Below are 24,930 nucleotides of genomic sequence, written 5' to 3'. Positions count from 1 at the left end.
CAGGTCATGAACTCTCCTTTTATTTTTGAAGTCGCCGCACTCCTGCGTGGAAGTGCACTTCCGGTACTACTCACCCAATCTGGTCCAAGCCCGACCCGAATTGGCCCGGAAATGATCGCGATCCCCGAGGGCGGAAAAGTTGTTGTAGAAGCCCAGATCATCCCACTGGGTGGCGGACTGGCCGTGGAAGCAGATGTCGAAGCACAGCTGGTTGGCCAGTGCTCCCGTTGCCTCCGCGAACTCACCCCAACGAAGTCTCTTCATGTGTCTGAGGTATTTTCTGCTGACCCAGATTTCATCACCGGCGAAGACGCTCCAGATGATATTGATGAGCTTCCTGTAGTCAACAATGACAAGATTGATCTACTTCAATCTGTCCTTGATGAAGCAGGTATGAGCCTGCCGTTTAACCCTGTGTGCGCACAACTGGGTTATGGCGCATGTGAAAACGATGATGTGCCAGCTCCAGATGGAGAATCTGAAGAATCAGAAGGTGAAGAAAAAGTTGATCCTCGCTGGGCAGGCTTGGAGAAGTTCTTGTGAGTAGGAAGAAGAATCGACTCACAGGAGTAGACGCCCTTAATGAAGCGTTTGATGCGATAGATCATCAGCCACTTCTGGATCATTTGGGTGTAGAAATCCAGCGTGATTTATTGGTGCTTGCCTTAACTCACCGCTCTTTTGCCAATGAGAACGGCACGCTTCCTAACAATGAGCGTTTGGAGTTCTTAGGAGACGCTGTCTTGGGTCTTTCCGTGGCAAATAAGCTCTATGAGCAGTATCCAAGCAGCCCGGAATCTGATGTTTCCAAGATGCGCGCTTCCATTGTCAGCCGTTATGGTCTGGCAGATATTGCCCGCGAAATTAATCTTGGCGATCATATTTTGCTGGGTAAAGGCGAGCTACTTACTGAAGGCCGTGGCAAGGATTCCATTCTTGCAGATACCACGGAAGCACTCTTGGGCGCGATTTTCCGCCAGTATGGTTTCGAAATCGCTCGTGATGTCGTGCTGCGTCTGTTTGCTTACAAGATTGATCACGCTTCTGCTCGTGGTATTCACCAGGACTGGAAAACTACACTGCAGGAGGAACTTGCTCAGCGCAAGCGTCCAATGGCGGAGTATTCTGCCACGTCCGTAGGCCCAGACCACGATCTGGTGTTCACCGCCATCGTGACTCTGGAGGGTGAAGAAATGGGTCGCGGCGAAGGACCGAACAAGAAGTTGGCTGAGCAAGAAGCTGCTCACCAGGCTTTCCGTAAGCTTCGGGAGTCCCGTGCCTGAACTGCCTGAAGTTGAGGTCGTGCGCCGCGGCCTGGAAAAACATATGGTCGGACATACCATTGTGTCCGCCTCTGTGCTCCATCCCCGCGCTGCGCGTAATCAACTAGGTGGTGGCCTAGAAATAGAGGCCAACCTCGTAGGACTGAAGGTCGGCGCCGCCAAGCGACGCGGCAAATTCCTGTGGCTTGAGCTTATCGACGAACCCTCCGGCGACACCCTTCCTGATTTAGGATTGCTCGTCCACCTTGGGATGAGTGGTCAGATGCTGGTGAAAGCACCTGATGCGCCACCGAATTCGCATCTTCGCGCCAAAGTTGAATTAGATAATGGCGATGAAGTCTGGTTTGTTGATCAGCGTACTTTTGGTTATTGGTGGCTGGGAGAACTAGTCGATGGTGTGCCCGCGCGCGTGACACATATCGCCACAGATCTGCTGGATCCGCATGCTGATATCTCTCGCATTGCCCAGAATTTGAAATCTCGAAAATCTGAGATCAAGCGTTTGCTGCTCAACCAAGAGATCGTGTCTGGTATCGGCAATATTTATGCCGATGAAATGCTCTGGCAAGCCCAGATTCATCCCCTCCAACGCGCGGACAGACTATCTTTAGCCCGGTTGGAAGAGCTTTTGCTCGCAGGTAAAGAAGTGATGACAAAAGCCCTTGCACAAGGCGGCACATCTTTTGATGCACTGTATGTCAACGTTAATGGGGATTCTGGCTATTTCTCATTGTCCTTGAATGCTTATGGACAAACAGGTGAACCATGCGATCGCTGCGGCAGCCTCATTGTTCGGGAAAACTTTATGAACCGAGGCTCACATTTTTGCCCGCGCTGCCAGCGGAATCGGTGAATGATCAATCTGCATTTGTGTGCATCTTGTACAAGTAGTGCGATTTCTGTATGCCTACCGTAACCCTTTCGCAGTTCCGCAATCAGCAGAGCGACTACATTGCTGTTGCTCAGCATGAACCAGTTGAGATTACCTCTCGTGGTAGTTGTGTCTCCAGACTTCTTTGATCGTGCGATGGAAGCCCTGGGCGATGTCAGGTGATGAATGCGACCCTGCCAGTGAAACCTGAGGAGGTCAGGATGATGCAACCTCAGAGACTGGCTTCGGGGTGTAGCGCAGCCAGACGACGCTGTCGCCGAGGACTTCAACATTGGTGAGTTCGAACTCCACCGGTTGTACCGTGCTGTACGGTTCGCGTGCGGTGAAAAAACGGTGGGCGTTCGGGTCGCCGTTCGCGACGGGGGCAATGATCGAACTCACCTCGTCGACGAGCCCGTTCTGCAGGAATGACCAGTTGATGACCCCGCCGCCGCCAACCATGAGGCGCTTGATACCGAGACCGTGCAGTTTGTGGAGCATGAGCGCATAGTCGACCTGTTGCTCGCCCGCGATAATGTATGAGATCTGCTTGCGACGCAGAAAATCCTTGTAGGCGTTGCTTGCTGCGTCGGTGAGGACCTCGATGAAGTGCGTGGGCACGCCTCCGTACCCGAACGTGTTGGTGTCGAATGCGAGCTCTCCGCGCGGATCGATCGAAATGTAATACATTGCAGCGTTGGACACCGCGAAGTAATCACCCTCGGGCACCTGGACCGCGTCAGCGTTCAGCTCTGGTGTGCGGTAGTGGGTGATGTTGTCTTCGGTTGACGTCTTCCCGTTGAGATAGGCATCAATGCCCAGCACTTTTTTGCCGGGTGTCAATGCCAGGTCTTGGTAATGTTGGCTGCCGGCGTAGAAGCCAGGCAGGTCCATGATGTCGATGTTGCCGTCGACCGAGGTATGCGTGTGAATGATGACGTATGGCCGGTTCATCTGCTTAATTCCCTTCAAAGGTTTCATGTTTCAGTGGCGGAGTCACCACAGGACTCGCGAACTCCGTGGCTGACCACGAGGCGAGCAGCCGCAGTGCCTCTTCGGAGGGAGAGCCGGGTTCGGCGGTGTAGATCGTAAGGGTCAGGCCGGGCTCTGCCGCCATCTCGAGTCCCTCGAAAGCGAGAGTCAGTTCTCCGACGACAGTATGACGGAACGTTTTCGACCCCGTGCCGTGATGACGCACGTTGTGAGCACTCCAGCGACGCCGGAAATGATCTGAGCGGGTGCTGAGTTCCCCGATGAGATCATGAAGGTCTTTGTTGTGCTGATCGCGGGATGCTTCGGTGCGCAGAATCGCGACAGTGACCTCAGCGAAGAGATCCCAGTCGGGATAGAAGTCCTGTGCTCGGTCGTCCAAGAACGTGAACCGAGCAATATTCGGTGGCTGCCCCGGCTGACCGGGCATATTGTAGACATCGTTGTAGAACGCGCGGGCAAGAGCGTTGGTGGCGAGAATATCCATGCGTCCGTTGCGCACAAACGCGGGGCCAGCGGTGATTGCATCAAGTGCCCACTGCAGACTCTCGTGGGGGACCCAGGTCTTCGGGTTGTGACGTCGGGGCGGCCTAGCTACCGGGCTTGCCGCGTGAGCAAGATCGAACAGGTGCGCGCGCTCTGCTGCATCCAGCAACAGTGCTTTCGCGATGCTGTCGAGGATCTCGGGGGATGCGCCGCTGATAGAGCCGCGTTCGATGCGAGTGTAATACTCGACACTCACCCCCGCGAGTGTGGCAACCTCGCTGCGGCGTAGCCCGGCAACGCGCCGATTGGATCCTGCGGGAAGCCCAACATGGTCTGGGGTGATGCGGGCGCGACGCGTGGTCAGAAACTCGCGCACTTCCGCTCGATTATCCATACCTCCACAGTAACGGGAACGCCTGAGCAGAGGGAGTCCCTCACGGTACCCCTACTGGTTGGGCCTCGCTGATTCGTGCGGTGAGTGCTTCACTTGAATGTATACGGCAGGCCACCAACAGGGCCTCAACCAGAATGACTAACGGATGGGATAGGCTACATGATCTTCTACGATTTCGCTGGACGTACGGCATTTGTGACTGGGGCAGGATCCGGCATGGGTGCAGACACCGCTCGCGCGTTCGCACATGCCGGTGCGGCAGTGGCACTCGTCGACCAGGAGCAGGGCGCGCTCGATGCGCTTACGGCCGAACTCACAGGGCAAGGGCATCGAGTGCTGCCAGTGCTCGCAGATATCACTGACGAAGATCAGGTGGCCGCAGCAGTACGACACACGGTCGACATGTTTGGAAGTCTCGATATGGCATTTAACAATGCCGGGATCATGCACGCTCCGGTGTGCACCGCAGACGAGACGGCAGACGCATTCGACCAGGTGACTGCGGTGAATCTTCGTGGGGTGTGGGCGTCAATGAAACACGAACTCGCACAGATGCAGGCCCAAGGGTCGGGCACAATCGTGAACTGCTCCTCCCTCGGCGGTCTCGTCGGCGGTGCCGGGCGTGCGAGCTACCACGCAGCCAAACACGGGGTGCTCGGTCTCACCAAAAGCGCCGCCCTCGAATACGCACCGCTCGGCATCCGGGTCAATGCCATCTGCCCCGGAACAATCGACACCCCCATGGTCGAACGCATGATCTCGGGCGGAGAACTCGATCTGGACGATGCCCTCGCAGCGATCCCGATGGCCCGCCTTGGCCGCGGAGAAGAGATTGCCGCAGCAGTGCTCTGGCTGGCAAGTTCTGCATCCAGCTACGTCACCGGAGTTGCCCTCCCGGTCGACGGTGCCTACACCGCGCAGTGAGCACCGCGGCTTCCCGTGTGCTCGCCACGATTCCACTGACACTCTTATGCGTTGGGCTCACTGCTTGCGGTGAAGCAATCAACACATCTGAAATACCGCCGCTATCCACCATCGAACGGCCGTCAACTCAGACGCCAGTACCAGAACCCACACGTGAACCATTAGGAGAGACCGTGGAAGAAACACTCATTCAGATCAGGGTCGACAACCAGATACTCCACGCGACCCTCCGGAATAATCCGGCAGCTAATGCGCTGCTTGCCCAGTTGCCACTCACCCTTGAATTCGCTGACTATGGGGGCCAAGAAGTGACGGCGGTGCTGCCTCACCCCATCAGAATGGACGGCATGCCAGCTGCTGATACAGCACGCACCGGTGATCTCACCTACTACGCCCCAGACGGTGTCATCGTGATGAACTACACCAACGTTGGTCGCTGGAACGGAATCGCACAGCTCGGCCGAATCGAAGGGGATCTCTCGACCATCAATAGCAGGAGCGAACCATTCACCGTGACCATCGAACGAGTCGGGTAAACGGGCTGCGCTGATGCCCCTTAGGGCTCTACTGCTTATTCCTTGCTGATGAGCCACGCGAGATCACCATCACATTGGTGGTGTAACCGTGCTGTCGAGGAAAGCACCATATTGTCCGGATGTCTCGATAATGACAGCAATACGCCTATACGCTCTAGCCCAGGTCCATCCCTGGTGGCTTGACCACACGTTTATCGCTATCGAAGGGGCGATCCCGACCGCAGCCCGCCATGCGGTATGGGCAACCTCATCATCCAGGTCATGGAGATGCTCATTGGTAATCGCTGGACATGCGCGAACATCTCAAAGCTTCGACAGCGTGTGCAGCGCCTGCGAGCAAGCCTGTGCAACTGGCGAGGTAAGCTCGACGATTACACGATCGAGCACTTGATCGTGCCGGCAGTCATCGCTGCCTGCAGACGTGCGGAGGAATCTGACTGCTCAAGTTGGCTGGTGAGGCTGGCAGTTGAAGATGACATGCGCCCGTCCTCTCAGTTCCATTTCAAAAAGCCCTCGGGATCGGTCTGCAGAAGCGGCTGACCATCTTCCATTCGCGCGCTCAAAGTCACAAAAGAACTCGGACATAGTGAACGTTGATTACTGCTGTAGTCGGGGTATTTCGCATTGTCCTTGAATGCTTATGAGCAAATAGGAGAACCATGCGATCGCTGTGGTGGACTCATCGTTCGGGAAAACTTTATGAACCGAGGCTCACACTTCTGCCCGAACTGCCAGCGTAAGCGTTGAGATAAGAAACTAGTGGATATCTTCACGACTGTCAGCTGAGGCGAAACCGAGCCAGGTGTGACGGTTTCCAGCCCAACACCATCCAACTTTTGGAGCGTCTCGGTTAGCGCGACCATCGCGACCTGTGCCACCGCTAATCCAGATAGCCGGTGTTCTGGAATCGAGCGTTTTACCCTTCTTCTTCCGTGAAGCAATGGTCATGAAGCACCAGTTTGGTTGCAGTTGATCAGGGTGTTGCAGAAGCCAAGAGATGCCCTCGTTGACAGTTAACGGCGTGCGATCACGCGTGAGGATCTCGGATAGAGCTTCATTCGGGCTCCAATTAGACATGTCATCGCCACGATCAACACTATGGATCACATACAGTGGAGCTGCCGGAATCGAGACCTCTTCGATCGGAACAAATTCGGCTAGATCATCCATATCTGCGACGATAAACCCAGTTTTTCCCTCTCGGTGAAGAAGCGGAGCGAGTAGCGCTGCGCTTACCAGAGTCGGATGAATGACGACGATTGAGTCGGCATTGGATGCTGGGAGTGAAGCGCCGAGCTCCCGAAATTCAGCGGGAGTCATCCCAGCTAAGTCGGGGAGACCCAGATCCACGAGTTTCTCAATCTGTGCAGCGATGGTGGGTGGCGGGGTGGCAGTGGCCATGTGAAGACGCCTCTCTTTAAACAACGGGGTGTATCTTCAACTGGATGCAGGCATGTTCTATTCCCCGCGGAGACTTCTTATTAGGACTACAGGGGTATGCGTAACTATTGGTTGTGGCTGCCTTTGAACTCTGATATCCAAACTGGAGAACTATACGATCGGCGTGGCAGTTTCATTACCTGGTACGCGCACTGCCAGCGCAAGTACCAAATACGTGCATGCGGTTATAGCGCTCGTTGGAATACCAATAGTGCATCGGCTACAAAATCATGTGGATATGTATCCCAGTTGATCTTGGTTACGCCAACCGGAGTGAGGTGTTTCGCAAGCACTTCACTGCAATCGCGGATCAGATGCGTGGTCTCACCCATGTATAAGATGTTTGCGACATTCCAGACCACGAATCCACCAGGTTTCACGATGTGTGCGCATTGCGCTGCGACGAGGCTGAGTTCAGAGAGATAACGTGTGTAGTCGCCACCGCCGTATTCATAGGCAAGCAGTGGATCTGCATCGTGATCATTAATAGTCATGTACGGCGGGGATGTGAGTATAAGTTGTGCTGAATCAATGATGGTGTCGACCTGATGATCGCGGAGTACTCTCACCAAAGCGCGGGCATCGCCTTCAATAATGTGTGCATCCGGAAGGCGTGACTGAACCATATCGACCCGCTCTGGAAGCAACTCAATACCAAGTGCTTTACGGTCGAGCGTAAGCGCACGCTCTAGTGTCGTACCAAAGCCAGCGAATGGATCAAAGACAAGATCCCCAGGTGCACTGCATCGCTTGATGACGTGGTCGACAGTCGAGATCAGCATATGCACATCTTCGTCAGCGCCGAGTGGCCTTTCTGCGAGAAAAGAACTGTGCTGAAGAGTGAGATGAGAATCGAGAGGTGATGATGAACTGGATGTCATGACGCTACTTTTCTGTGTGGTAGGAATTCAGCATCCGTGAGAAGTTCGAGGGATGCAGCCCAGGCGGTGAAAACATATCAAGCATTACGGAAACTTAATTTAGGATGCTTAATGCAGGCGGATAGAGTGCATGGACCAGCCCAAAACCGGATGCGACCAGGTAGGTGTGACGACGCGATATCGGCACAGCCGTGCGTCACCATGGTTAAGTGTAGGAGCGCTTGTTAATCGGCGTGACACCGGACGGATCCGCTCCCTGGTCTACACGTTGACAGTGGCGGAATTTCACAGCTTTTCTCAGCCCAATACGAAAGTAATCTGTATGAACCTTGTGATGCGCTCCCTAGAGGAAATACTTGCTGTGGCACAAGCAGAAGGTGCCAATGGTGGGCACCATGAGTTGTCTTCTTTAGATAGGGAAGAGCTACGCAGAGTTGTAGGAGAACAGAATCTTCGTATCCTTGTAGCTTTGGCCGGTTTTGAACACAACATGGATTGTGCCTGGCAGCTAGATTCTGTAGGAAAATTTGCAGACACGATGTTCAGTGATGAACTCGGTCCAGATGCACCGTATGAGATTGTGGCATGGTCCGGCAGTGGCGATGCGTGGGCAGTGGATCGACGCGATGCGAAGATAGTATTTTTAAATCATGACGGCTGGGAAAGTACCGGCCAGTACGCCATGGTGGTTCCACTAGATGTGGATCTTTTAACCTTTATTGGCATCGTTGAGGCGTGGACTGCCACCGGTGTTCTCATTGATCACAAGGAACAAGTAGAAGAAGCAGCTACACAACTGTTTCTTAACTATGTGTGCGGTATCAGTGACGTTGCGGCTCATAATTGGCCGTATTGTTGAACTCTTTGAGAGAGCTGATGAGTGTGCATGAGATTTAAGTACCGCTGAGAATCTCTCGCACAGTTCCATCGACGATGTCGATTGCTGGCCAAAAGTCATCGGGATAGTCCACATGGATAAGGTTGATGTGTACGTGCACAGCTCCATCGGGGTCGTAGGATATTGCTGGCACTGAGAGGCTAGAGACCTCAAAAGTTACCCAAGGATCTGTCTCCGGCAGCTCACTTTCTTCGAGTAATTCCACCAGTCCTGATGTGGCCTCAGCGAGAATGTCATCCCAACGCGTCACTACATGTTTAATTGCATCGACCTGTATATCAGCAGGTCCGCTGGGTGTGCCATCAATAGTCAACTCCACTGTGCGGTGAGTTGCAGCGGCATTCACTGATCCGCTCCAGTGCCGTGATTTACCTGAATGGGATAGCTCTCCCAGTCCTTCGATGGTGATGGATTCATTGAGCACGGTGAGTTCCTCTCGTAGCAGGGAGACAACTGATGTTTTGACGGTACTAGCGTGTGCTACTTTTCGCTCAGATGCAGTGATCAGCACTAGGAACTGGAACTTAAAACTGTGGTGCAGCGTTGATTAAGCATTAACTCCAATCAGGAAAGTGGGGAAATGTGACAACAACTCTTGTCTATTTGCACGGGGTAGGACGGGGAGACCTCAAACAAGAGTGGAAAGATCAGCTTTCTGCTGCATTGACCAGGATTGGGTTTCCCAACCTTGATGATGTCACTGTTATTAGTCCGGTATACGCAGGGGAATTATCGGAAAATTTTGATGTGCAGCACAGCATCCCTCTGCCGCCGGTCTTAAAGCGCACAGTTCTTGAAGGTACACAGTTGCTTGATTTTGAGCGTCGTACTGCAGCGATGGAAACTCGGCTTGGCAGGCATAATCGGGGAGAAGGCGGTGCTTTTACAAAAGCAGTGGTTTCTAAGAGCGTAGATTTTCCGCTCTTTGCGCAGGCGAGAAATTTCCTCAATAATCAGCAGATCAGAGCCCAGGTACATAGCCGTATTTTGGAGCAGCTTCCTGAGGAAGGGGAGATCGTTTTATTAGGGCATAGCCTTGGATCAGTGATTGCTGCAGATCTTTTGCGCAGATTACCTGCTGGGCTGAGTGTCAAAGGCTTTGTCACCATTGGTAGCCCGTTGGCTAATGGTGAGTTTAATGTTGATGATCTGTTTAAAATGTTGCGCACACCGCCAAGCAATCTGGCATGGTGGGTAAATTTTTGGAGTGGGTCTGATCCTGTTGCCGCCAAACGTGGGGTTTCTGTGGCTATTCCTTGGGTGCTGGATTTTCGGATTAAAACTCCCTTGGTGCCAGGTACTGCGCATTCTTCTCGTGCGTATTGTTCCGATGATGCAGTAGCAGAAGCCATTGGCTTTGGGCTCTTTGGATCTCGTAGTAAAGAAATCGTGTTGGCGGAGAAAAACCTGCAGATTCCACTGGATGACTCTGAGATTTTCGTCTTGCAGGCTTTGCGTTATTGCTTTCTTGTGTTGCAGCGATTGAAAGGTGATGAGGCTACGCGCTACGCCTATGCTTTGCGTGAAACTCAAGATCGATTAGTGGAAGAGATCAAGCTTCGAAATGCTCAAAATGGTCGAGTAATTCCACTTGAGATTGCACGGCTTGATTTTGATAATGGTGATGCGGAAGCAGCAGCGCCGATCCCGGATCTGAGTCCTTTTATGCCGAAAGAAAAGGCATTGGAGCGGTTGATAGAGATTGTGGGACAGAATCTTTTACTGCCTTTTGAAATTGAGGTCTCTGAAAAGGTGAGAAGGGAAGCACTGCGGGATTTCACTGCGGAAACGCAATTGGGCAGTACTGTTGGCGCAGATGTTTTTGATGCATTACATACCGCTACTGGTGTTGTTGCTGGGGCGACGAAAAATAGTTGGCGTCGGTGGGGTGCGTTCGGTATCGGTGCTGCTGCGGTTACTGCTGCAACTGGTGGGTTAGCGCTGGCAGCTGCCCCAGGCGTGGCGGGCGCAGCATTGATTACTTCGGCACTTGCCGGTTTTGGTCCGGGTGGCATGGTGGGTGGCTTGGTCACTGCTGGCACATTGCTCACAGTTGGTGGTGGAAGTTTGACGGTGGGAGCGTTGAGCTCAGTTAATACCACCGAGGAAATTGAAGCATTTGTGGTGCAAAAACTCAGTTTGGCTATTTTGTGGCAGCGCCATGAGATCGATAGGACTGAGGAGATTTGGACTGCTCTTGCGGAGGCAGAACGCCATATTGTGCGAGAACTTATGAGGGTAAAAGAAGTATCTGATGGTTCTTCTCCAATTTTGAAAGGGTTGGAGCAACAGCGAACAACCATTGGGAAAGCATTGAAGTATTTATCAGAGCAGGGGATGGAACCTGTGCTGATTGAAGAAGATGATGAAGAATCGGCAATAGAGAAATCTGAGTCCACGTCTGTGGTGGCACCGTTAAAGAAGTTATTGAGTAAGAACAGCGAATAGGAGGAGGAACAATGGCTAAGGCCCGTTTGACTGCTTTTGTGCAGGGGCATGTTCAGGGAGTGGGGTTTCGGTGGTGGACTACCTCACAGGCAAGAGAGCTGAAATTGGCCGGATCTGCCAGCAATTTGAACGACGGCAGAGTGTGCGTTGTTGCGGAGGGACCACAGAGTAAGTGCCAAGAATTACTGCAGCGTTTGAAAGAACAACCAAGTGAGCATCGTCGGCCAGGACATGTGAACATAGTTATTGAGCACTGGGGCGAGCCGCGTGGCGTGGAAGGCTTTGTAGAGCGCTAGACTTACACCCCGTTATGTATTTGAAATCGTTGACGCTCAAGGGGTTTAAGTCTTTCGCGTCTGCGACGACCCTAAAATTTGAGCCTGGTATTTGTGCCGTGGTGGGACCAAACGGTTCCGGTAAATCTAATGTGGTTGATGCTCTTGCCTGGGTGATGGGTGAGGGGTCTGCGAAAACTTTGCGTGGCGGCAAGATGGAAGATGTCATCTTTGCTGGCGCGGGGGATCGTAAACCTTTGGGTCGTGCAGAAGTAACTCTCACCATTGATAACGCTGATGGGGCGCTGCCCATTGAATACACAGAAGTCTCTGTAACCAGACGCATGTTCCGCGACGGCGCCAGCGAATATGAAATCAATGGGTCTAGAGCCAGGTTGATGGATATTCAGGAGCTATTATCTGATTCTGGAATTGGCCGTGAAATGCACGTCATGGTCGGTCAGGGAAAGCTCGCGGAGATTTTAGAGTCTCGCCCAGAAGAACGCCGTGCCTATATCGAGGAAGCCGCGGGTGTGCTTAAACATCGGCGGAGGAAAGAAAAAGCACAGCGCAAAATCGAAGGTATGCGGGTCAATCTAGACCGTTTGCAAGACCTGACTCATGAGTTGGCTAAGCAGCTTAAGCCTTTGGCACGTCAGGCTGAGACTGCCCAGCGTGCTGCAACAGTGCAGGCTGATTTACGTGATGCGCGTTTCCAACTTGCTGGTTTTGAGATCGTGCAATTATCGGAAAAGCTGGATACGTCTACCGAACGCGAGAAGATGATTCGCGAGCAAGTCGACGCAGCGCAAGCACAGGTGGAAGAAGCTACTACCACTCAAATGGAAGTGGAACTGCAGTTGAGTGAGGTGACTCCGCAAGCAGAAGCTGCCCAACAGCTGTGGTTTGATTTGTCTTCTTTGGCGGAGCGGGTGTCGGCAACGATCCGTATTGCTGCCGATCGCGCTAGTACCGGCACTGCTGATGTGGCCTATGCTGGCCAAGATCCTGATGAGTTGCTGCGCCGTGCAGAATTGGCTGATCAAGAACTCGCAGAGCTCGATGCCTCGGTAGCCATGACAGCGGAGCGGTTGAATTCAGTGCAGGAACAGGCTGAGGAAAAAGCTACCCGAGCACGTGTTGCAGAGCAGGAACATGTGGCGCAGGTGCGGGCGATTTCGGATCGTCGTGAAGGCGTGGTGCGGTTGTTGGCTTCTGAAGAGTCTTTGCGCACTCAGCACACGGCAGCTGAGGAAGAAGCTGGAAGGCTCGGCGAACAGCTGGAAGAGTTCATTGGTCGAATTTTAGATGTGGAACGCGAACGGCGTTTAGCGCTGGAACGAAAACAAGGCATCGATGCTGATCGCCGTCCTGTGGAAGAAGCCCTGGAACAAGCAGCTCATGAAGCTCATGCGGCAGAAATGCGTTTGGAACAGCTGCGTGCACACAGGAGCGAATTAGAAAAAGAAGTTTCCAGATTGCAGTCTCGTATTGAGACGCTTAATCAAAATCGACCACGCTCAGAAGCTTCTGATGTGGTTAAATACCCGCAACTTGCCACGTTGATTCGGCCGCAACGAAACGTCGATAAGGCGCTCGCTGCTGCCTTGGGCCCGCATGCAGAAGCGCTTGCGGGCGAGGCTGCGGAAGGGCTCGTCGACAAGCTTATTGATGCAGGCGTGGCGCGCACCATCATTGTCGATGACCAGCAGACCAGTAGTGGTGCTTGGCGCCTAGATGCGAGTATGCCTGCTGGCGCGAGCTGGTTGCTGGACCACGTTGATCTGGATCCGGCGATTGCTGGCCCGGTAAACCGTTTGCTTGCCGACGTGCTGCTTGTCGACGAACCCTCCATCGGCCGTCAAGCTGTCCAGGATGATCCCCGCTTGAGAGCCGTTGATCGCGATGGCGTACTGATTGGTGCTGGCTGGATTCAGATCGGTACACACACCTCAACCGTGGAAATTTCAGCCCATATCGAAGAGGCAGAAACGCAGCTCACAGCCACGAGCGCGAAGTTGGACGATATCGCAGGTACGTTTGATGGCGCTAAAAAAGCAACAGAAAACACTCGCGTAGATGTCGCCACACGCACGGCAGCACTGCGTGAATTGGATATGACAACAGACCTGATCGATCGAGATCTTAACCGTTTAGACAAACAACACGAAGCTGCAGAAGCCGAGCGTGTCCGCCATGTTGAACGTTTTCGCGCCGCAGAACAACGCACAGAAGAACTCCGCGAACAATTAACAGAGATTGTTGATCGACTCTCCCGAGTAGACAACGAAGAAGAAGCGGATGAACCTTCTACCACCGTGCGTGATCAAGCCAACGCGGAACTGCAACACATCCGAGCTATGGAAATGGATGCACGTCTGGCACTGCGCACCGCAGAAGAGCGCGCCGGGCAGCAGCGTGGCAAAGGCGATAGCTTAAGGCGCCAAGCTGCAGCAGAACTCCAGGCTAAAATTCGCCATGATCAAGCGCTAGAAGCTAGACGCCGACGTACGCATTTGGCGGCTGCAATTCGTACCGGGGCACAAGCGGTTTCTGAACGTGTTGCCGTGGCGCTGAGCCAAGCTGCAGCAGAACGCGATCAGCGAAATCAAGAAAAAGCCGTGCTGGTCACGCAGGCGGCACAGGCTAAAGACACTGTGAATGCGGTACGCCAACAGCTCAACCGCCTAAACGACAATGCGCATTCGATGGAGATCGCGCGTAGCCAAGCACAAGTGCGCATGGAAGCTGCCGTTGCCAAAATTACTGAGCAATTAGGTATTCCCGTGACGGAATTACTGCATGATTACAGCCCGACGGAAGGATTTGATGAAAAGTTCCAACGTGCTCGGCTGAAACAAGCAGAAAAAGACTTAGCCGCCCTGGGCAAAGTTAATCCTTTGGCACTGGAAGAATTCAAAGCTTTGGAAGAACGATATGAATTCTTATCCACCCAATTGGCTGATGTCGAACAAGCCCGTGCTGATTTAAGCGGCGTGATTGATGATGTTGATGCCAAGATTCTTCAATTATTCACCGATGCATGGAAAGACGTAGAGGCAGAATTCCCCCGAGTATTTAGCACTCTTTTCCCTGGTGGTGAAGGAAAACTAGTACTTACCGAGCCTGATGATTTATTAGCTACAGGCATTGAGGTGGAAGCGCGTCCTCCTGGAAAACGTGTCAAACGATTGTCCTTACTCTCCGGCGGCGAAAAGTCTTTGACTGCTTTGGCCATGCTTGTGGCAATTTTCCGCGCCCGCCCCAGCCCCTTCTATGTGATGGACGAAGTAGAAGCAGCACTCGATGATGTTAATCTCAGACGCCTCATTGCACTGTTCGAAGAGCTGCGACAAGACTCCCAATTGATCGTTATTACGCACCAAAAGCCAACAATGGACGTTGCGAACGTGCTGTATGGGGTCACAATGCGTGATGACGGTGTCACACGCGTTATTTCTCAACGTATGGAGCCTGCTTCTGTGGGTTGATTCGTGTGCTCAGTGCAGATTTAGATTCCTCAAAACCTGCTCTGAGCATGGAGAATACATTTTTTCTCTCTGCGGCTTGGCTACAGATGTTTAAGGATCAGTGGTGGGGTAGTCTGTTTAAACATCACATAGGTTCTAGAGGAAAACGCCTTTTGCGCGGGGAGAGTGTATACATGCCGGCTGGCATCGCAGACATGACAGATTCATTGCTCGGATGGGCATCACAAACTGAGCTGGATCTGAACCAGCGTCTTGCAGGGGTAGAGTACTTCCCACAACTTCAGCTTCGACACGATGAGCTGGAACGAATCCATCGTTTCTACGGAACCTTTTTATCCCGCCAGGTTGGGGCGGGAGCAAACCTTGGGGATCTTTTTGAGATGACCCCATGCCTGACAGTGACCACATTGGTGGCTCGGGCATCACGAATCAGCGATCCAGCAGATTTCTTTGGCGAATACATCGGCGGCCTGGGGCTAAGCGTAGATCTTGCGCCTACCGTCGAAAGTGTTGTAGAAAAGCTTTTTGCACAGGCAGGACTTGTTGTTCCTGCTGCTTTAGCATCTCCGTTAGAACTGCTGTCTGTTCATGCAGGCATCAGCAACCGCGAAGTCGCAGCAGTGCTGACAGAAGTGGAAAACGGCACCACCGAATATCCATTCATGTTTGACACCACACTGCGCTTGGCACCGGAGTGGGCGCAGACCTTGATAGGTGGAGTTCAAGAACTCATCCAATTCGCCACAACCCACCCGACCTCCTGGTCAGACCGCGAACGTGAATCTTCCTTGCCTGCCATGGTCGATGAACTAGTGGTGGCAGAACTTCGCGAGCGTCCAGTTGGTACTGCAGAGCGTGAAACCTCCGTAGGCGTGGCACTTCGTGAGCTTCGACCACGCCTCATCCTGGATGCAGAGCGCCGTAAAGTCTGCCTGCGCCTGCCAGAACAGCGCGTAAGCGAAGAGGAAATTAACTGGCGTGTCAGCCTAGAAGGCACCACCCGTATCTTCTCCACACGTCGTGCTTGGGGCGATACCTCTGGTTACTCCGAGGCGCTCGATGTCACCGTGGAACGCCAGATCAGGGAAACTACTGTTACTGACACCTCAAACCAAATCACCTGGGTTGTCCCAGTAGTTGATTTCACTGATCCAGTGTTGGTGTTTTCCAAGCGTGGTGAAAACCTCACCGACAAAGTCTCCCTGCACCACCAAGAAATCTATGTTTTAGCCCCAGCCGAAGCTGTTTTGGAAGACATGGTCACTGGACAACCAGTGCCAGTACTTGAGCGCTTTGCCGTTGAAGGTTGGACCTCATGGATCTGCTCCCGAGTTGATGCTCGTGGACTGTCCTCATTGAAGGTGAACAAGGAAGTCCGATGCATTGATCCTCGTCGACGCGTTACCTTCCACCATCCGCAAGAACTAGTGGCACATGTGCGCTCTACTGCAGGGCTACCAATCTATTCCCAGTCCTTGATTGCGGAGTTCCCACCAACCTTGAGTGGCAACGACGAAACCTGGATGCTGTCCATTTCCGCATTCGCGGGAGTCGGTGCTGCCGGTGAAGAAATCGCAGAACCAGAGCCTTTGGAAGTACCTGCCGACGGTGGACTGTTCTCCATCTTCGACCCAGAAATCTACGATGCCCCATGGGTTGGCGAATACCTCGTTCGCCTGCGCGGACCACGCAATGAATCCTTCCGCCATGAATTCGCCATCGTAGAAGGCATGACTACCGAGCTTGAAGTAGCTTCCGGCGCATCATTTCGTATCCCAACCACCACCGGCCTCAGCGAAGCCAGCCTGCGCGTGCGTTCCAGCGAAAAGCACTTCACCGCTGAGCCACGCCTAGTGACCGTTGGTGCAACAGATCCAAACGCATCATTTGTCGTGACCACCGATGAAGGCGATCAGATGCCTCTTCGTTTCGTGCCACCACAGATCGCGATCGAATTGCCATTGACCACCGAGCCACCAACATGGCGTGTTACCCGCGCAGTATGTGGACCACGTGATCTTGATGGTGCTGGCGAACTACGTATCCGCACCGGCGTTAATGTCGGCGATCCAAAGGTCAGTGTGCGTAACCACCACGGTTCACCACTTCGTACCGTGAAGATGGCCAGCCCTGATAATGGGCGCACCTGGGTTGTCAGCATGAAAGAAATCGCGGCAAGTACTTTTGTCATGCCACGTGGGTCCATCGAATTTGAATGGACCGACCGCAAGGTGGACCGACGCGTGTCTGTCACCATTGCAGTTATTGACAAAGTAGAAAACTTCAGCGAGCTCAGCATCGTTGATGGCAAGCTTGTATTCGAAGAGCTCGCAGCTGGTCGCCAATTAGCTGCCTGGGTCTGGCCACAAACTGCCCCGTGGGTTCGCGCTGTCGAACTCGCAGTAACTGGTTCTGAACTAGAACTGCCAGAACCATTGGTGAATGCCGGCAACCTGATTGTTCAACTCCACACAGCTGATCCTTTCACCACCTCGGTTATTCCTCTATCCCCTGGTAAAGCTGCAGTAACCGTGGAGCAAGAAGGCTACTATTCTGCACAAACTGAAGAATATGCACAGCTTTCTGCATTCTTTGGTGGGGAAGTAGAAGAGCCACCAATCAGCGATACCGTAGTGCCAGCACTGTGGGATGTTTCCCATATTTGGACCGAACAAGGTAACACTGAGCATCTGCCAGTTGTGCACTCAGTGCTGCGTTCATCTCCTGCAGCTGCGCTCAAGGGACTATCCGCTTCACTGGTTCCAGCTCAAGCACTGCCAGGAAAGGTTATTTCTTCTGGTTTGGCCGCATCGCCATTCACCACGGAATCACCTGCCACTGAGATTCACCGCACCGCATGGATTGGCACCTTGCAGCTTCTGGGCGCTTTGCCAAGTGCATTTAAAGAAGCAGAAGAAATTGGTAACCGCACGCCACTGCTTCCTATCTTGGGACAGCTAGAGCAGGTTGCAGGTAAGAATATTCTCTCCACACTTGCCACCGGCCGAGATTCCACCTTGGATACTGCCTGCATCGATCAATCCACAGTGGCTATTGCCGGAATGAACGAAACTCAGCAAAGAGCACTCCTGGATATGTTCTTCAGCAACGCAGATATTGTTCCGGGACCTTTGATGGAAGATAACACCCGTCTGATGGCAGTGTTTGAAACCTTCAAGAAGCGTGATCATCTTCGTGAGGTTCTCCAGACTGAAGGCTTGATTAAGACTGCTGTGGAGCTCCTTCGTGCCATGCGAGGAACGCAACGTCAGCTGTACTCCTCTGCACGTATCCGTTTTGACAAGCTCGATGGCGTCAACACAGATAATCCTGACAACATGTGGGCACTAACACCGGTGGTATCACTGGTATTCGCATTGTCTTCCCGTTTGCATGCGCATGAGTTGATTGGAAAAACCAGGACCCTCGATCGCGCAGCAAGCGGTTGGGGCCGAATTGCAGATCTCGTTCCAGATCTTGTCACCGGAGATCTGATTTCTGCTGAAGCAATGGTTCTGGGTGCACGTAACCCAGGATTGGTGGACTAGTTATTCGCAGATCTACGACGATGTAGCCCAATGTGACGGGCTCATTGGTGCAAACCAAACCACACTGCCCACGAGACTGCTTTTTAAGCTCTGTGGGCAGTGTGGTTTGGTTATTTGAGCAGATAACCAGTCACAGATGCCCACGGATCAGGTTTTCAACTGCCCTGGGCACTGTCGTTTGGTCGGGTGAAAAATCTCGCCAGATACAGCGAAAAAGTGCCCCTTCAGAATCGTTTCTTAGAGCCTTACTAAGCCTTGTCCATACCAAATGCTCATTCAAGATCTTCAACGTCTTAAAACGGCACTGGGGGAGTGTCGTGCTTTGGTCGTCTCAAACGGGGATATTGCGTCAGAAAAAGTCTCGCATATTTCCATTTATGCAGCTAAACGCTATCGAATACAAGCGTTCAACCACATTTAATGTGGGTCACCTATGTGCATCATGGGTAAACCTGCCACTATAGAGGGTATGGATGCGACTTTTTGGATCATTGGACTAGTAGTCCTCGTGGTTCTCGCGATCATCATTATGCTGATCGTGGGAAATCAACGAGGTAAATCAAAGACCGTTAGTTTTGAGAAACCTGAAGAAGAAAAGAAAGAACTAACTCAGCAAGAGAAGTCCGGAAATTACCAAGCCCAAGGCGGCTTCAATTTCGCCCCAGCGAAACAGGCTGAGGAACCAGTACTGCGCGAAGGCCAAGACCTTAACAAACCTCAGGCAGAAGCAGTACCTATTGTTCCGTCTGTAGTTATTCCACCAGCTGTTCCAGAAGCTGCCCCGGAAGTAACACCGGCAGTGGAACCAGAACCTGCACCTGAGGAGGCAAAAGCTCCTGAGCAGTCGACTGATGCATTTGCAGCACAAGAAGTAGAGCAAGCGCAGACTGTACAGGCTGAAGAAACCCCCGCAGAAGTTCCTGTAGAGGAGCCTCAAGAAACCTTCGAAGAGGTCACTGCGGAAGCTTCTGAAGAAACTCCTGCGGAAATTGCAGAAGAAACTCCTGCGGAAATTGCAGAAGAAGAAGTAATCCCCGAGCCACAGCCTGGGCCTGAAGAAACCCCAGCTCAGGTTCCAGAGGTTGTAGAGCCTGAGCCAGAGATCGAAACCTCAGTCGAAACTCCAGCGGAAGCACCTGCTGTAATCCCAGCGGAAGTTGTTGCAGCGCCAGTTGCTGAGGTTGAAGAGCCGGAGCCAGTTGAAGAAACTCCTGTGCAGGAGCCGGAAGTTGCTGCGGTAGAAGTTCCTGAAGAAGCTGTCGCAGGGCCAGCGGAGCCAGAAGAGATTGAAGAAGCTGCAGTAGCTGCGCAGGTTGCTGTGGAATCTGCTGAGGCTGCTTTAGAGCAAACTCCTGTTCCGGAGGCTGCGCCGGTAGAAGAGGCTGCGCCAGCGGCTGAGCCTTTGGATGAGATTGAGCCAGCGGCGGGTCGTATTGGTAAGTTGCGTGGGCGTCTTTCTCGCTCCCAGAATGTTTTCGGCAAGTCAGTGTTGGGCATGTTGTCCGCAGGTGATTTGGATGAGGATGCTTGGGAAGACATTGAGGCGATGCTGATTAAGGCTGATCTTGGTGCCAAGGTAACTGCGCGTGTGGTGGATGAATTGCGCGATAAGATCACGGAAAATGGTGTGGGTAGCGAGGCTGAGGCTCGTGCCATGCTGCGTGAATCGCTTATCGACGCGTGCCGTCCGGATCTAGATCGCTCCATCAAAGCTATGCCTTATGAGGGTAAGCCTGCAGTGGTGTTGGTTGTTGGTGTTAATGGCACTGGTAAGACCACGACAACCGGCAAGCTTGCTCGTGTGTTGGTGTCCATGGGGCACAAGGTTATTCTTGGCGCGGCTGATACTTTCCGTGCTGCGGCAGCAGATCAGCTGGAAACATGGGGCCGTCGTGTTGGTGCAGAAACTGTACGTGGTGCAGAAGGTGCCGATCCAGCTTCGATTGCTTTTGATGCTGTAGCTAAGGGCATTGAGCGTCAGGCGGATGTTGTGTTGATTGATACTGCTGGTCGTTTGCACACCTCTACTGGTTTGATGGATCAGTTGGGTAAGGTGAAGCGAGTTGTAGAGAAGAAGGCTGTGGTGGACGAGGTACTGCTGGTGCTGGATTCCACTGTGGGCCAAAATGGTATGCAGCAGGCGCGCATTTTCCGTGAAGTTGTGGATATTACTGGCGTGGTTTTGACCAAGCTGGATGGTACTGCAAAGGGCGGAATCGTGTTCCAGGTGCAAGAAGAGCTGGGTGTTCCAGTGAAGCTTGTTGGCTTGGGTGAGGGTGCTGATGATTTGGCACCATTCGAGGTCGAAGGCTTTGTAGACGCCTTGTTGGGCTAGTAATTGGTATCTGTGACCACCTGCTGGAGAGTATCCGGCAGGTGGTTTTCTTATTGCTGAGTAGTCATAAACCTAGGCTGTGATGTACTTAACAATTGCCCAAATTACCTGTTGAACTATAGAAAATGCTGCACATCTCCTTTGGAAATATTCTATAGAGCTATCGAAATTAGTTTCTGTAGGTCTATAGTTAAAACTGGTTCAAGGAGCGCCAATCCCACAAGGTGCTCCCTGAACTCATAGAAAAAGCTTGAGAAAACTAAAAACTCAAAGGAGGTCGTCCACGCTATGAATGCAGATCAAATTGCAGCAGTTTCCGGCAATTCAGCATGGATGCTCATGTCCGCATCGCTCGTGCTGTTGATGACACCAGCATTGGCATTATTTTATGGCGGCATGTCACGTCAAAAGTCCGTGCTCAACATGATGATGATGTCCTTTGGCGCATTGGGAGTTGTGACCGTTGTATACCTTCTATGGGGATGGTCGATGTCTTATGGAACCCAATCATTTGCAGGAATCTTTGCGAACCCTTTTGAGTTCTTCGGTCTTAAAGATTCCATCGTTGATGCAGACGGAAACTACATCGAGGGCGCAGCCGGATACCCCAACATTATTGATATCGGATTCCAACTTACTTTTGCCGTTATCTCCACTGCCTTGATTTCTGGTGCGCTGGCAGAACGCGTGAAGTTTTCCACCTGGCTTGTCTTCAGCGGTGTGTGGGTAACTGTGGTGTATTTCCCACTGGCACATATGGTGTGGGGCGGGGGATTACTCAGCCACGCTGAAAACGGGTTTGCTTCGTGGATCTTTGGTTCGACAAATGGTGAAGCCACCATTGCTCCAATTGATTTTGCCGGTGGTACCGTTGTGCACATTTCAGCTGGTACGGCAGCTTTGGTGCTGGCACTGATCGTCGGCAAGCGAAAGACCTTTGGCAAGGCAGTCGCGAGACCGCATAACCTGCCCATGGTGATGCTGGGCGCTGCGCTTTTATGGTTTGGCTGGTTCGGATTTAACGGAGGTTCCGCGTTTGCGGCGGACGGGCTTGCTGGCCTTGCGTGGGTAAATACAACTGCAGCCACAGCCGCAGCGATGTTGGGCTGGTTGGCAACTGAAAAATTCCGTGATGGACATGCCACCTCATTAGGTGCAGCTTCTGGTGTTGTTGCAGGTCTAGTCGCTATTACTCCAGCTGCGGGTGCGCTGACTCCAGTAACTTCACTTATCCTTGGCACTATCGGTGGCGTGCTGGCTTGTTTGGGAGTGGGGCTGAAATACCGTTTTGGCTTTGATGATTCCCTCGACGTAGTGGGCGTGCACTTGGTCGCTGGCCTGTGGGGCACCGTAGGCGTGGGTCTTCTTGCCACAGACATAGGCTGGTTTAGTGGCGGCGGTATGGATGGACTTAAACTCTTTATTATCCAGATTGTCATTGCCGTAGTAGCCGTGATGTTCGCAGGAGCGCTGACTACCCTCATCGCAGTTATCCTGAAAGCAACCATGGGTTGGCGCGTTGATGACGATGTGGAACAACAAGGAATTGACACTCTTGAACACGCGGAAACCGCTTATGACACCACGGGTCCGGAAATTCGTTAAGTTTGTTTAAAAATATCTCATTGTTCCAAAGTGTCTTTCTAAAGGAGACGACCATGAAACTCATCACCGCTATTGTCAAGCCGTTTACCCTCACCGACATTAAAGATGCACTAGAACAGGCCGGCGTTCAGGGCATGACTGTTACTGAAACCCAGGGCTTTGGCCAGCAAAAAGGCCATACCGAGGTCTACCGCGGTGCTGAATATGCGGTGGATTTTGTGCCGAAAGTAAAAATCGAAGTGATTGTTTCTGATGACCAGGCCGATGAAGTCATTGACGTCATCGTGGATACTGCACGCACGGGCAAAGTCGGCGACGGCAAAGTCTGGATGACCAACATCGAGGAGCTCGTCCGCGTGCGCACCGGTGAACGCGGCGAAGCAGCCCTATAAAAAAGTTAGTCCACTTTAACCCATGAACAACCCAGCTCAGCTGCGCCACGATACGGAGAAAGATGTCCTGGCGTTGCTGGGCTCTTTAGATTTACCGGCAGGATCAGCACTTGTTGCCACTGGTTCTTTAGCTAGATCTGAGCTCACGCCGTATTCAGATCTAGATCTCATTTTGCTCCACCCACCAGGAAAAACTCCGGAAGGGGTAGAAAACCTGTGGTATCCGATCTGGGACGCAAAAAAACGCCTTGATCACTCTGTGCGCACTCCGGAAGAATGCGTAGAGATGATCTCTGCTGATTCCACCGCAGCGCTTGCCATGTTGGATCTTCGGTTTATCGCAGGTGATGAAGAGCTCTGTCTGCAGACTCGGCGTCGCATTGTGGATAAATGGCGCCAAGAGCTCAATAAAAACTTTGATGCAGTGGTTGATACCGCCATTGCCCGCTGGCGTCGTTCCGGTCCCGTGGTGGCCATGACACGGCCAGATCTTAAACACGGCAGGGGAGGGCTGCGCGATTTTGAATTGATCAAAGCCCTCGCCTTGGGTCATTTGTGCAATGTGCCCAAACTCGATGCACAACATCAACTGCTCCTTGATGCCCGCACGCTGCTGCACGTCCACGCACGGCGCTCCCGCGATGTACTGGACCCAGAATTTGCCGTAGATGTAGCCATAGATTTGGGCTTTGTGGATCGCTATCATCTCGGCCGTGAAATTGCCGATGCCGCCCGCGCTATCGACGATGAACTGACCACCGCGCTAGCCACTGCGCGTGATATCTTGCCACGCCGTACCGGCTTTGCCTTAAGACATGCTTCTCGACGCCCCCTTGATCTCGATGTCGTAGATGCAGGTGGCACTATCGAATTATCGAAAAAACCAGACTTGAATGATCCAGCACTCCCACTACGCGTTGCCGCTGCAGCCGCAACAACCGGACTGCCAGTATCTGAATCCACCTGGTCACGTCTTGGCGAATGCCCACCGCTGCCAGAACCCTGGCCAGCCCACGCCACCGCAGATTTCTTCCGTATACTCTCAAGCCCGAAATATTCGCGCCGGGTAGTAAAAAACATGGAGCGCCATGGATTGTGGTCGCGTTTTGTTCCAGAATGGGACCGCATCAAAGGGCTGATGCCACGCGAACCAAGCCATGTGTCCACCATTGATGAACACAGCCTCAACACTGTTGCCGGATGTGCGTTGGAAACAGTGACGGTTGCTCGTCCTGATTTATTAGTATTGGGCGCCTTGTATCACGATATTGGAAAAGGTTTTCCCCGTCCGCACGAACAAGTCGGTGCAGAAATGGTGGCTCGGGCGGCAAGCCGTATGGGACTTAACCTTCGTGATAGAGCTAGCGTGCAAACGCTCGTAGCTGAGCACACTACCGTGGCTAAAATCGCCGCCCGTCTTGATCCCTACTCGGAAGGCGCCGTCGATAAACTGCTTGATGCAGTGCGCTATGACTTGGTGACTTTGAATCTCTTAGAAGTGCTCACTGAAGCAGACGCTAAAGCCACCGGCCCGGGAGTATGGACTGTTCGTCTGGAACATGCTTTGAGAATTATATGTCAGCGGGCTCGTGCGCGTCTTACTGATATTCGCCCAGTGGCGCCCATGATTGCGCCACGCAGTGATATTGCTTTAGTAGAGCGTGATGGCATTTTTACAGTGCGCTGGCACGGTGAAAACCTCCATCAGATTTTAGGCGTAATTTATGCCAAAGGATGGACCATTACAGCAGCACGAATGCTGGCCAATGGAGAGCTGACCGCTGAATTTGATGTGCGCGCTAATGGCCCGCAAGACTTTGATCCACAGCACTTTCTGCAGGCTTATCACTCGGGGGTATTTTCCGACGTCCCAATTCCTGCGCCTGGTCTGACCGCAACTTTTTGGCACGGCAACACCCTAGAAGTCCGCACGGAACTTCGTGCAGGAGCGATTTTTGCCCTGCTCAGAACATTGCCCGGGGCTCTGTGGATTAATGCGCAGACCCGCGGTGCAACGCTTATTATTCAGTCTGCGCTGAAGCCTGGCTTTGATCGAGCAGCTGTGGAACGATCTGTTGTTAAAGCTCTGGCCGGTAGCTGACGTGACCTGAACGGGGGCAACCGGCTAGCATA

The 24,930-nt window shown here is 52.8% G+C and carries 20 protein-coding genes and 1 pseudogene; 16 read left to right on the top strand and 5 right to left on the bottom strand.

Features of this window, described 5'->3' with window-relative positions; genetic code table 11:
- The first annotated feature begins 6 nt into the window (after positions 1-6).
- Genes ccrud_RS09080 through ccrud_RS15230 form a run of 4 tightly spaced genes read left to right on the top strand, consistent with a single transcriptional unit; the run spans position 7 to position 2,303 of the window.
- Positions 7-543, top strand: a complete 537-nt coding sequence (locus ccrud_RS09080; protein WP_066566504.1) for a YceD family protein — start codon at positions 7-9, stop codon at positions 541-543.
- Complete coding sequence (gene rnc / locus ccrud_RS09075) at positions 540-1,283, top strand: ribonuclease III (RefSeq protein WP_066566502.1); 744 nt, start codon at positions 540-542, stop codon at positions 1,281-1,283. Before ccrud_RS09080 ends, rnc begins: the two co-directional genes overlap by 4 nt.
- Positions 1,276-2,136: a bifunctional DNA-formamidopyrimidine glycosylase/DNA-(apurinic or apyrimidinic site) lyase gene (mutM, locus tag ccrud_RS09070; protein ID WP_066566499.1), complete on the top strand. Its 861-nt coding sequence runs from the start codon at positions 1,276-1,278 to the stop codon at positions 2,134-2,136. The genes rnc and mutM overlap by 8 nt, the downstream gene beginning before the upstream one ends.
- A gap of 50 nt (positions 2,137-2,186) precedes the next feature.
- Positions 2,187-2,303, top strand: coding sequence for a type II toxin-antitoxin system Phd/YefM family antitoxin (locus ccrud_RS15230; protein WP_169816471.1), 117 nt, complete (start codon positions 2,187-2,189; stop codon positions 2,301-2,303).
- A gap of 67 nt (positions 2,304-2,370) precedes the next feature.
- Here ccrud_RS15230 and ccrud_RS09065 read toward each other — a convergent pair whose 3' ends face one another.
- Positions 2,371-3,108 (bottom strand): dihydrofolate reductase family protein, encoded by a 738-nt coding sequence (locus ccrud_RS09065; RefSeq protein WP_066566496.1) that lies wholly within the window; start codon positions 3,106-3,108, stop codon positions 2,371-2,373.
- Between the two features lie 4 nt (positions 3,109-3,112).
- Positions 3,113-4,024, bottom strand: a complete 912-nt coding sequence (locus tag ccrud_RS09060) for a helix-turn-helix transcriptional regulator (protein ID WP_066566494.1) — start codon at positions 4,022-4,024, stop codon at positions 3,113-3,115.
- Positions 4,025-4,183: 159 nt separating this feature from the next.
- On the opposite strand from ccrud_RS09060, the gene ccrud_RS09055 reads away from it, so the two are divergent.
- The 3 genes and pseudogenes from ccrud_RS09055 to ccrud_RS14995 form a co-directional block, all read left to right on the top strand.
- Complete coding sequence (locus ccrud_RS09055; RefSeq protein WP_066566492.1) at positions 4,184-4,948, top strand: SDR family NAD(P)-dependent oxidoreductase; 765 nt, start codon at positions 4,184-4,186, stop codon at positions 4,946-4,948.
- Positions 4,945-5,484, top strand: coding sequence for a cyclophilin-like fold protein (locus tag ccrud_RS09050; protein ID WP_157776020.1), 540 nt, complete (start codon positions 4,945-4,947; stop codon positions 5,482-5,484). The genes ccrud_RS09055 and ccrud_RS09050 overlap by 4 nt, the downstream gene beginning before the upstream one ends.
- A 609-nt stretch (positions 5,485-6,093) precedes the next feature.
- Positions 6,094-6,231, top strand: a pseudogene (locus tag ccrud_RS14995) (zinc finger domain-containing protein); the annotation flags it as partial.
- 9 nt (positions 6,232-6,240) lie between these two features.
- Here the strand turns inward: ccrud_RS14995 and ccrud_RS09040 are convergent.
- Positions 6,241-6,885 (bottom strand): DUF5701 family protein, encoded by a 645-nt coding sequence (locus ccrud_RS09040; RefSeq protein ID WP_066566487.1) that lies wholly within the window; start codon positions 6,883-6,885, stop codon positions 6,241-6,243.
- Between the two features lie 224 nt (positions 6,886-7,109).
- Positions 7,110-7,805 (bottom strand): DNA methyltransferase, encoded by a 696-nt coding sequence (locus ccrud_RS09035; protein ID WP_066566485.1) that lies wholly within the window; start codon positions 7,803-7,805, stop codon positions 7,110-7,112.
- 322 nt (positions 7,806-8,127) lie between these two features.
- Here ccrud_RS09035 and ccrud_RS09030 point away from each other — a divergent pair, with 322 nt between their 5' ends.
- On the top strand, positions 8,128-8,664 hold the full coding sequence (locus ccrud_RS09030) for a hypothetical protein (RefSeq protein WP_066566483.1): 537 nt from the start codon (positions 8,128-8,130) through the stop codon (positions 8,662-8,664).
- A gap of 34 nt (positions 8,665-8,698) precedes the next feature.
- Here the strand turns inward: ccrud_RS09030 and ccrud_RS09025 are convergent, their stop codons facing one another.
- Positions 8,699-9,214 (bottom strand): hypothetical protein, encoded by a 516-nt coding sequence (locus ccrud_RS09025; RefSeq protein ID WP_066566481.1) that lies wholly within the window; start codon positions 9,212-9,214, stop codon positions 8,699-8,701.
- Between the two features lie 71 nt (positions 9,215-9,285).
- On the opposite strand from ccrud_RS09025, the gene ccrud_RS09020 reads away from it, so the two are divergent.
- The 8 genes from ccrud_RS09020 (at position 9,286) to ccrud_RS08985 (ending at position 24,898) form a co-directional block, all read left to right on the top strand.
- Entirely contained in the window at positions 9,286-11,151 is a 1,866-nt protein-coding gene (locus ccrud_RS09020; RefSeq protein WP_245670225.1) for a lipase family protein, read from the top strand.
- An 11-nt stretch (positions 11,152-11,162) separates the two neighbouring features.
- Entirely contained in the window at positions 11,163-11,447 is a 285-nt protein-coding gene (locus tag ccrud_RS09015; protein WP_066566479.1) for an acylphosphatase, read from the top strand.
- A gap of 14 nt (positions 11,448-11,461) precedes the next feature.
- Positions 11,462-14,917, top strand: a complete 3,456-nt coding sequence (gene smc / locus ccrud_RS09010) for a chromosome segregation protein SMC (protein ID WP_066566474.1) — start codon at positions 11,462-11,464, stop codon at positions 14,915-14,917.
- A 173-nt stretch (positions 14,918-15,090) separates the two neighbouring features.
- On the top strand, positions 15,091-18,465 hold the full coding sequence (locus tag ccrud_RS09005) for a hypothetical protein (RefSeq protein WP_066566466.1): 3,375 nt from the start codon (positions 15,091-15,093) through the stop codon (positions 18,463-18,465).
- 469 nt (positions 18,466-18,934) lie between these two features.
- Entirely contained in the window at positions 18,935-20,800 is a 1,866-nt protein-coding gene (gene ftsY / locus ccrud_RS09000) for a signal recognition particle-docking protein FtsY (RefSeq protein ID WP_066566463.1), read from the top strand.
- A 288-nt stretch (positions 20,801-21,088) separates the two neighbouring features.
- Positions 21,089-22,405 carry an ammonium transporter gene (locus ccrud_RS08995; RefSeq protein ID WP_066566460.1) on the top strand — a complete coding sequence of 439 codons (1,317 nt, stop codon included), beginning with the start codon at positions 21,089-21,091 and terminating at the stop codon, positions 22,403-22,405.
- A gap of 53 nt (positions 22,406-22,458) precedes the next feature.
- Positions 22,459-22,797: a P-II family nitrogen regulator GlnK gene (gene glnK / locus ccrud_RS08990; RefSeq protein WP_066566457.1), complete on the top strand. Its 339-nt coding sequence runs from the start codon at positions 22,459-22,461 to the stop codon at positions 22,795-22,797.
- Between the two features lie 22 nt (positions 22,798-22,819).
- Positions 22,820-24,898, top strand: coding sequence for a [protein-PII] uridylyltransferase (locus ccrud_RS08985; RefSeq protein ID WP_066566455.1), 2,079 nt, complete (start codon positions 22,820-22,822; stop codon positions 24,896-24,898).
- The last annotated feature ends 32 nt before the right edge of the window (positions 24,899-24,930 follow it).

Origin of the sequence: Corynebacterium crudilactis, from assembly GCF_001643015.1 — a bacterium.
Lineage (GTDB): Bacteria > Actinomycetota > Actinomycetes > Mycobacteriales > Mycobacteriaceae > Corynebacterium > Corynebacterium crudilactis.
The sequence above is the reverse complement of the archived record's forward strand: the minus strand, read 5'-3'. Positions and strand labels throughout refer to the sequence as shown.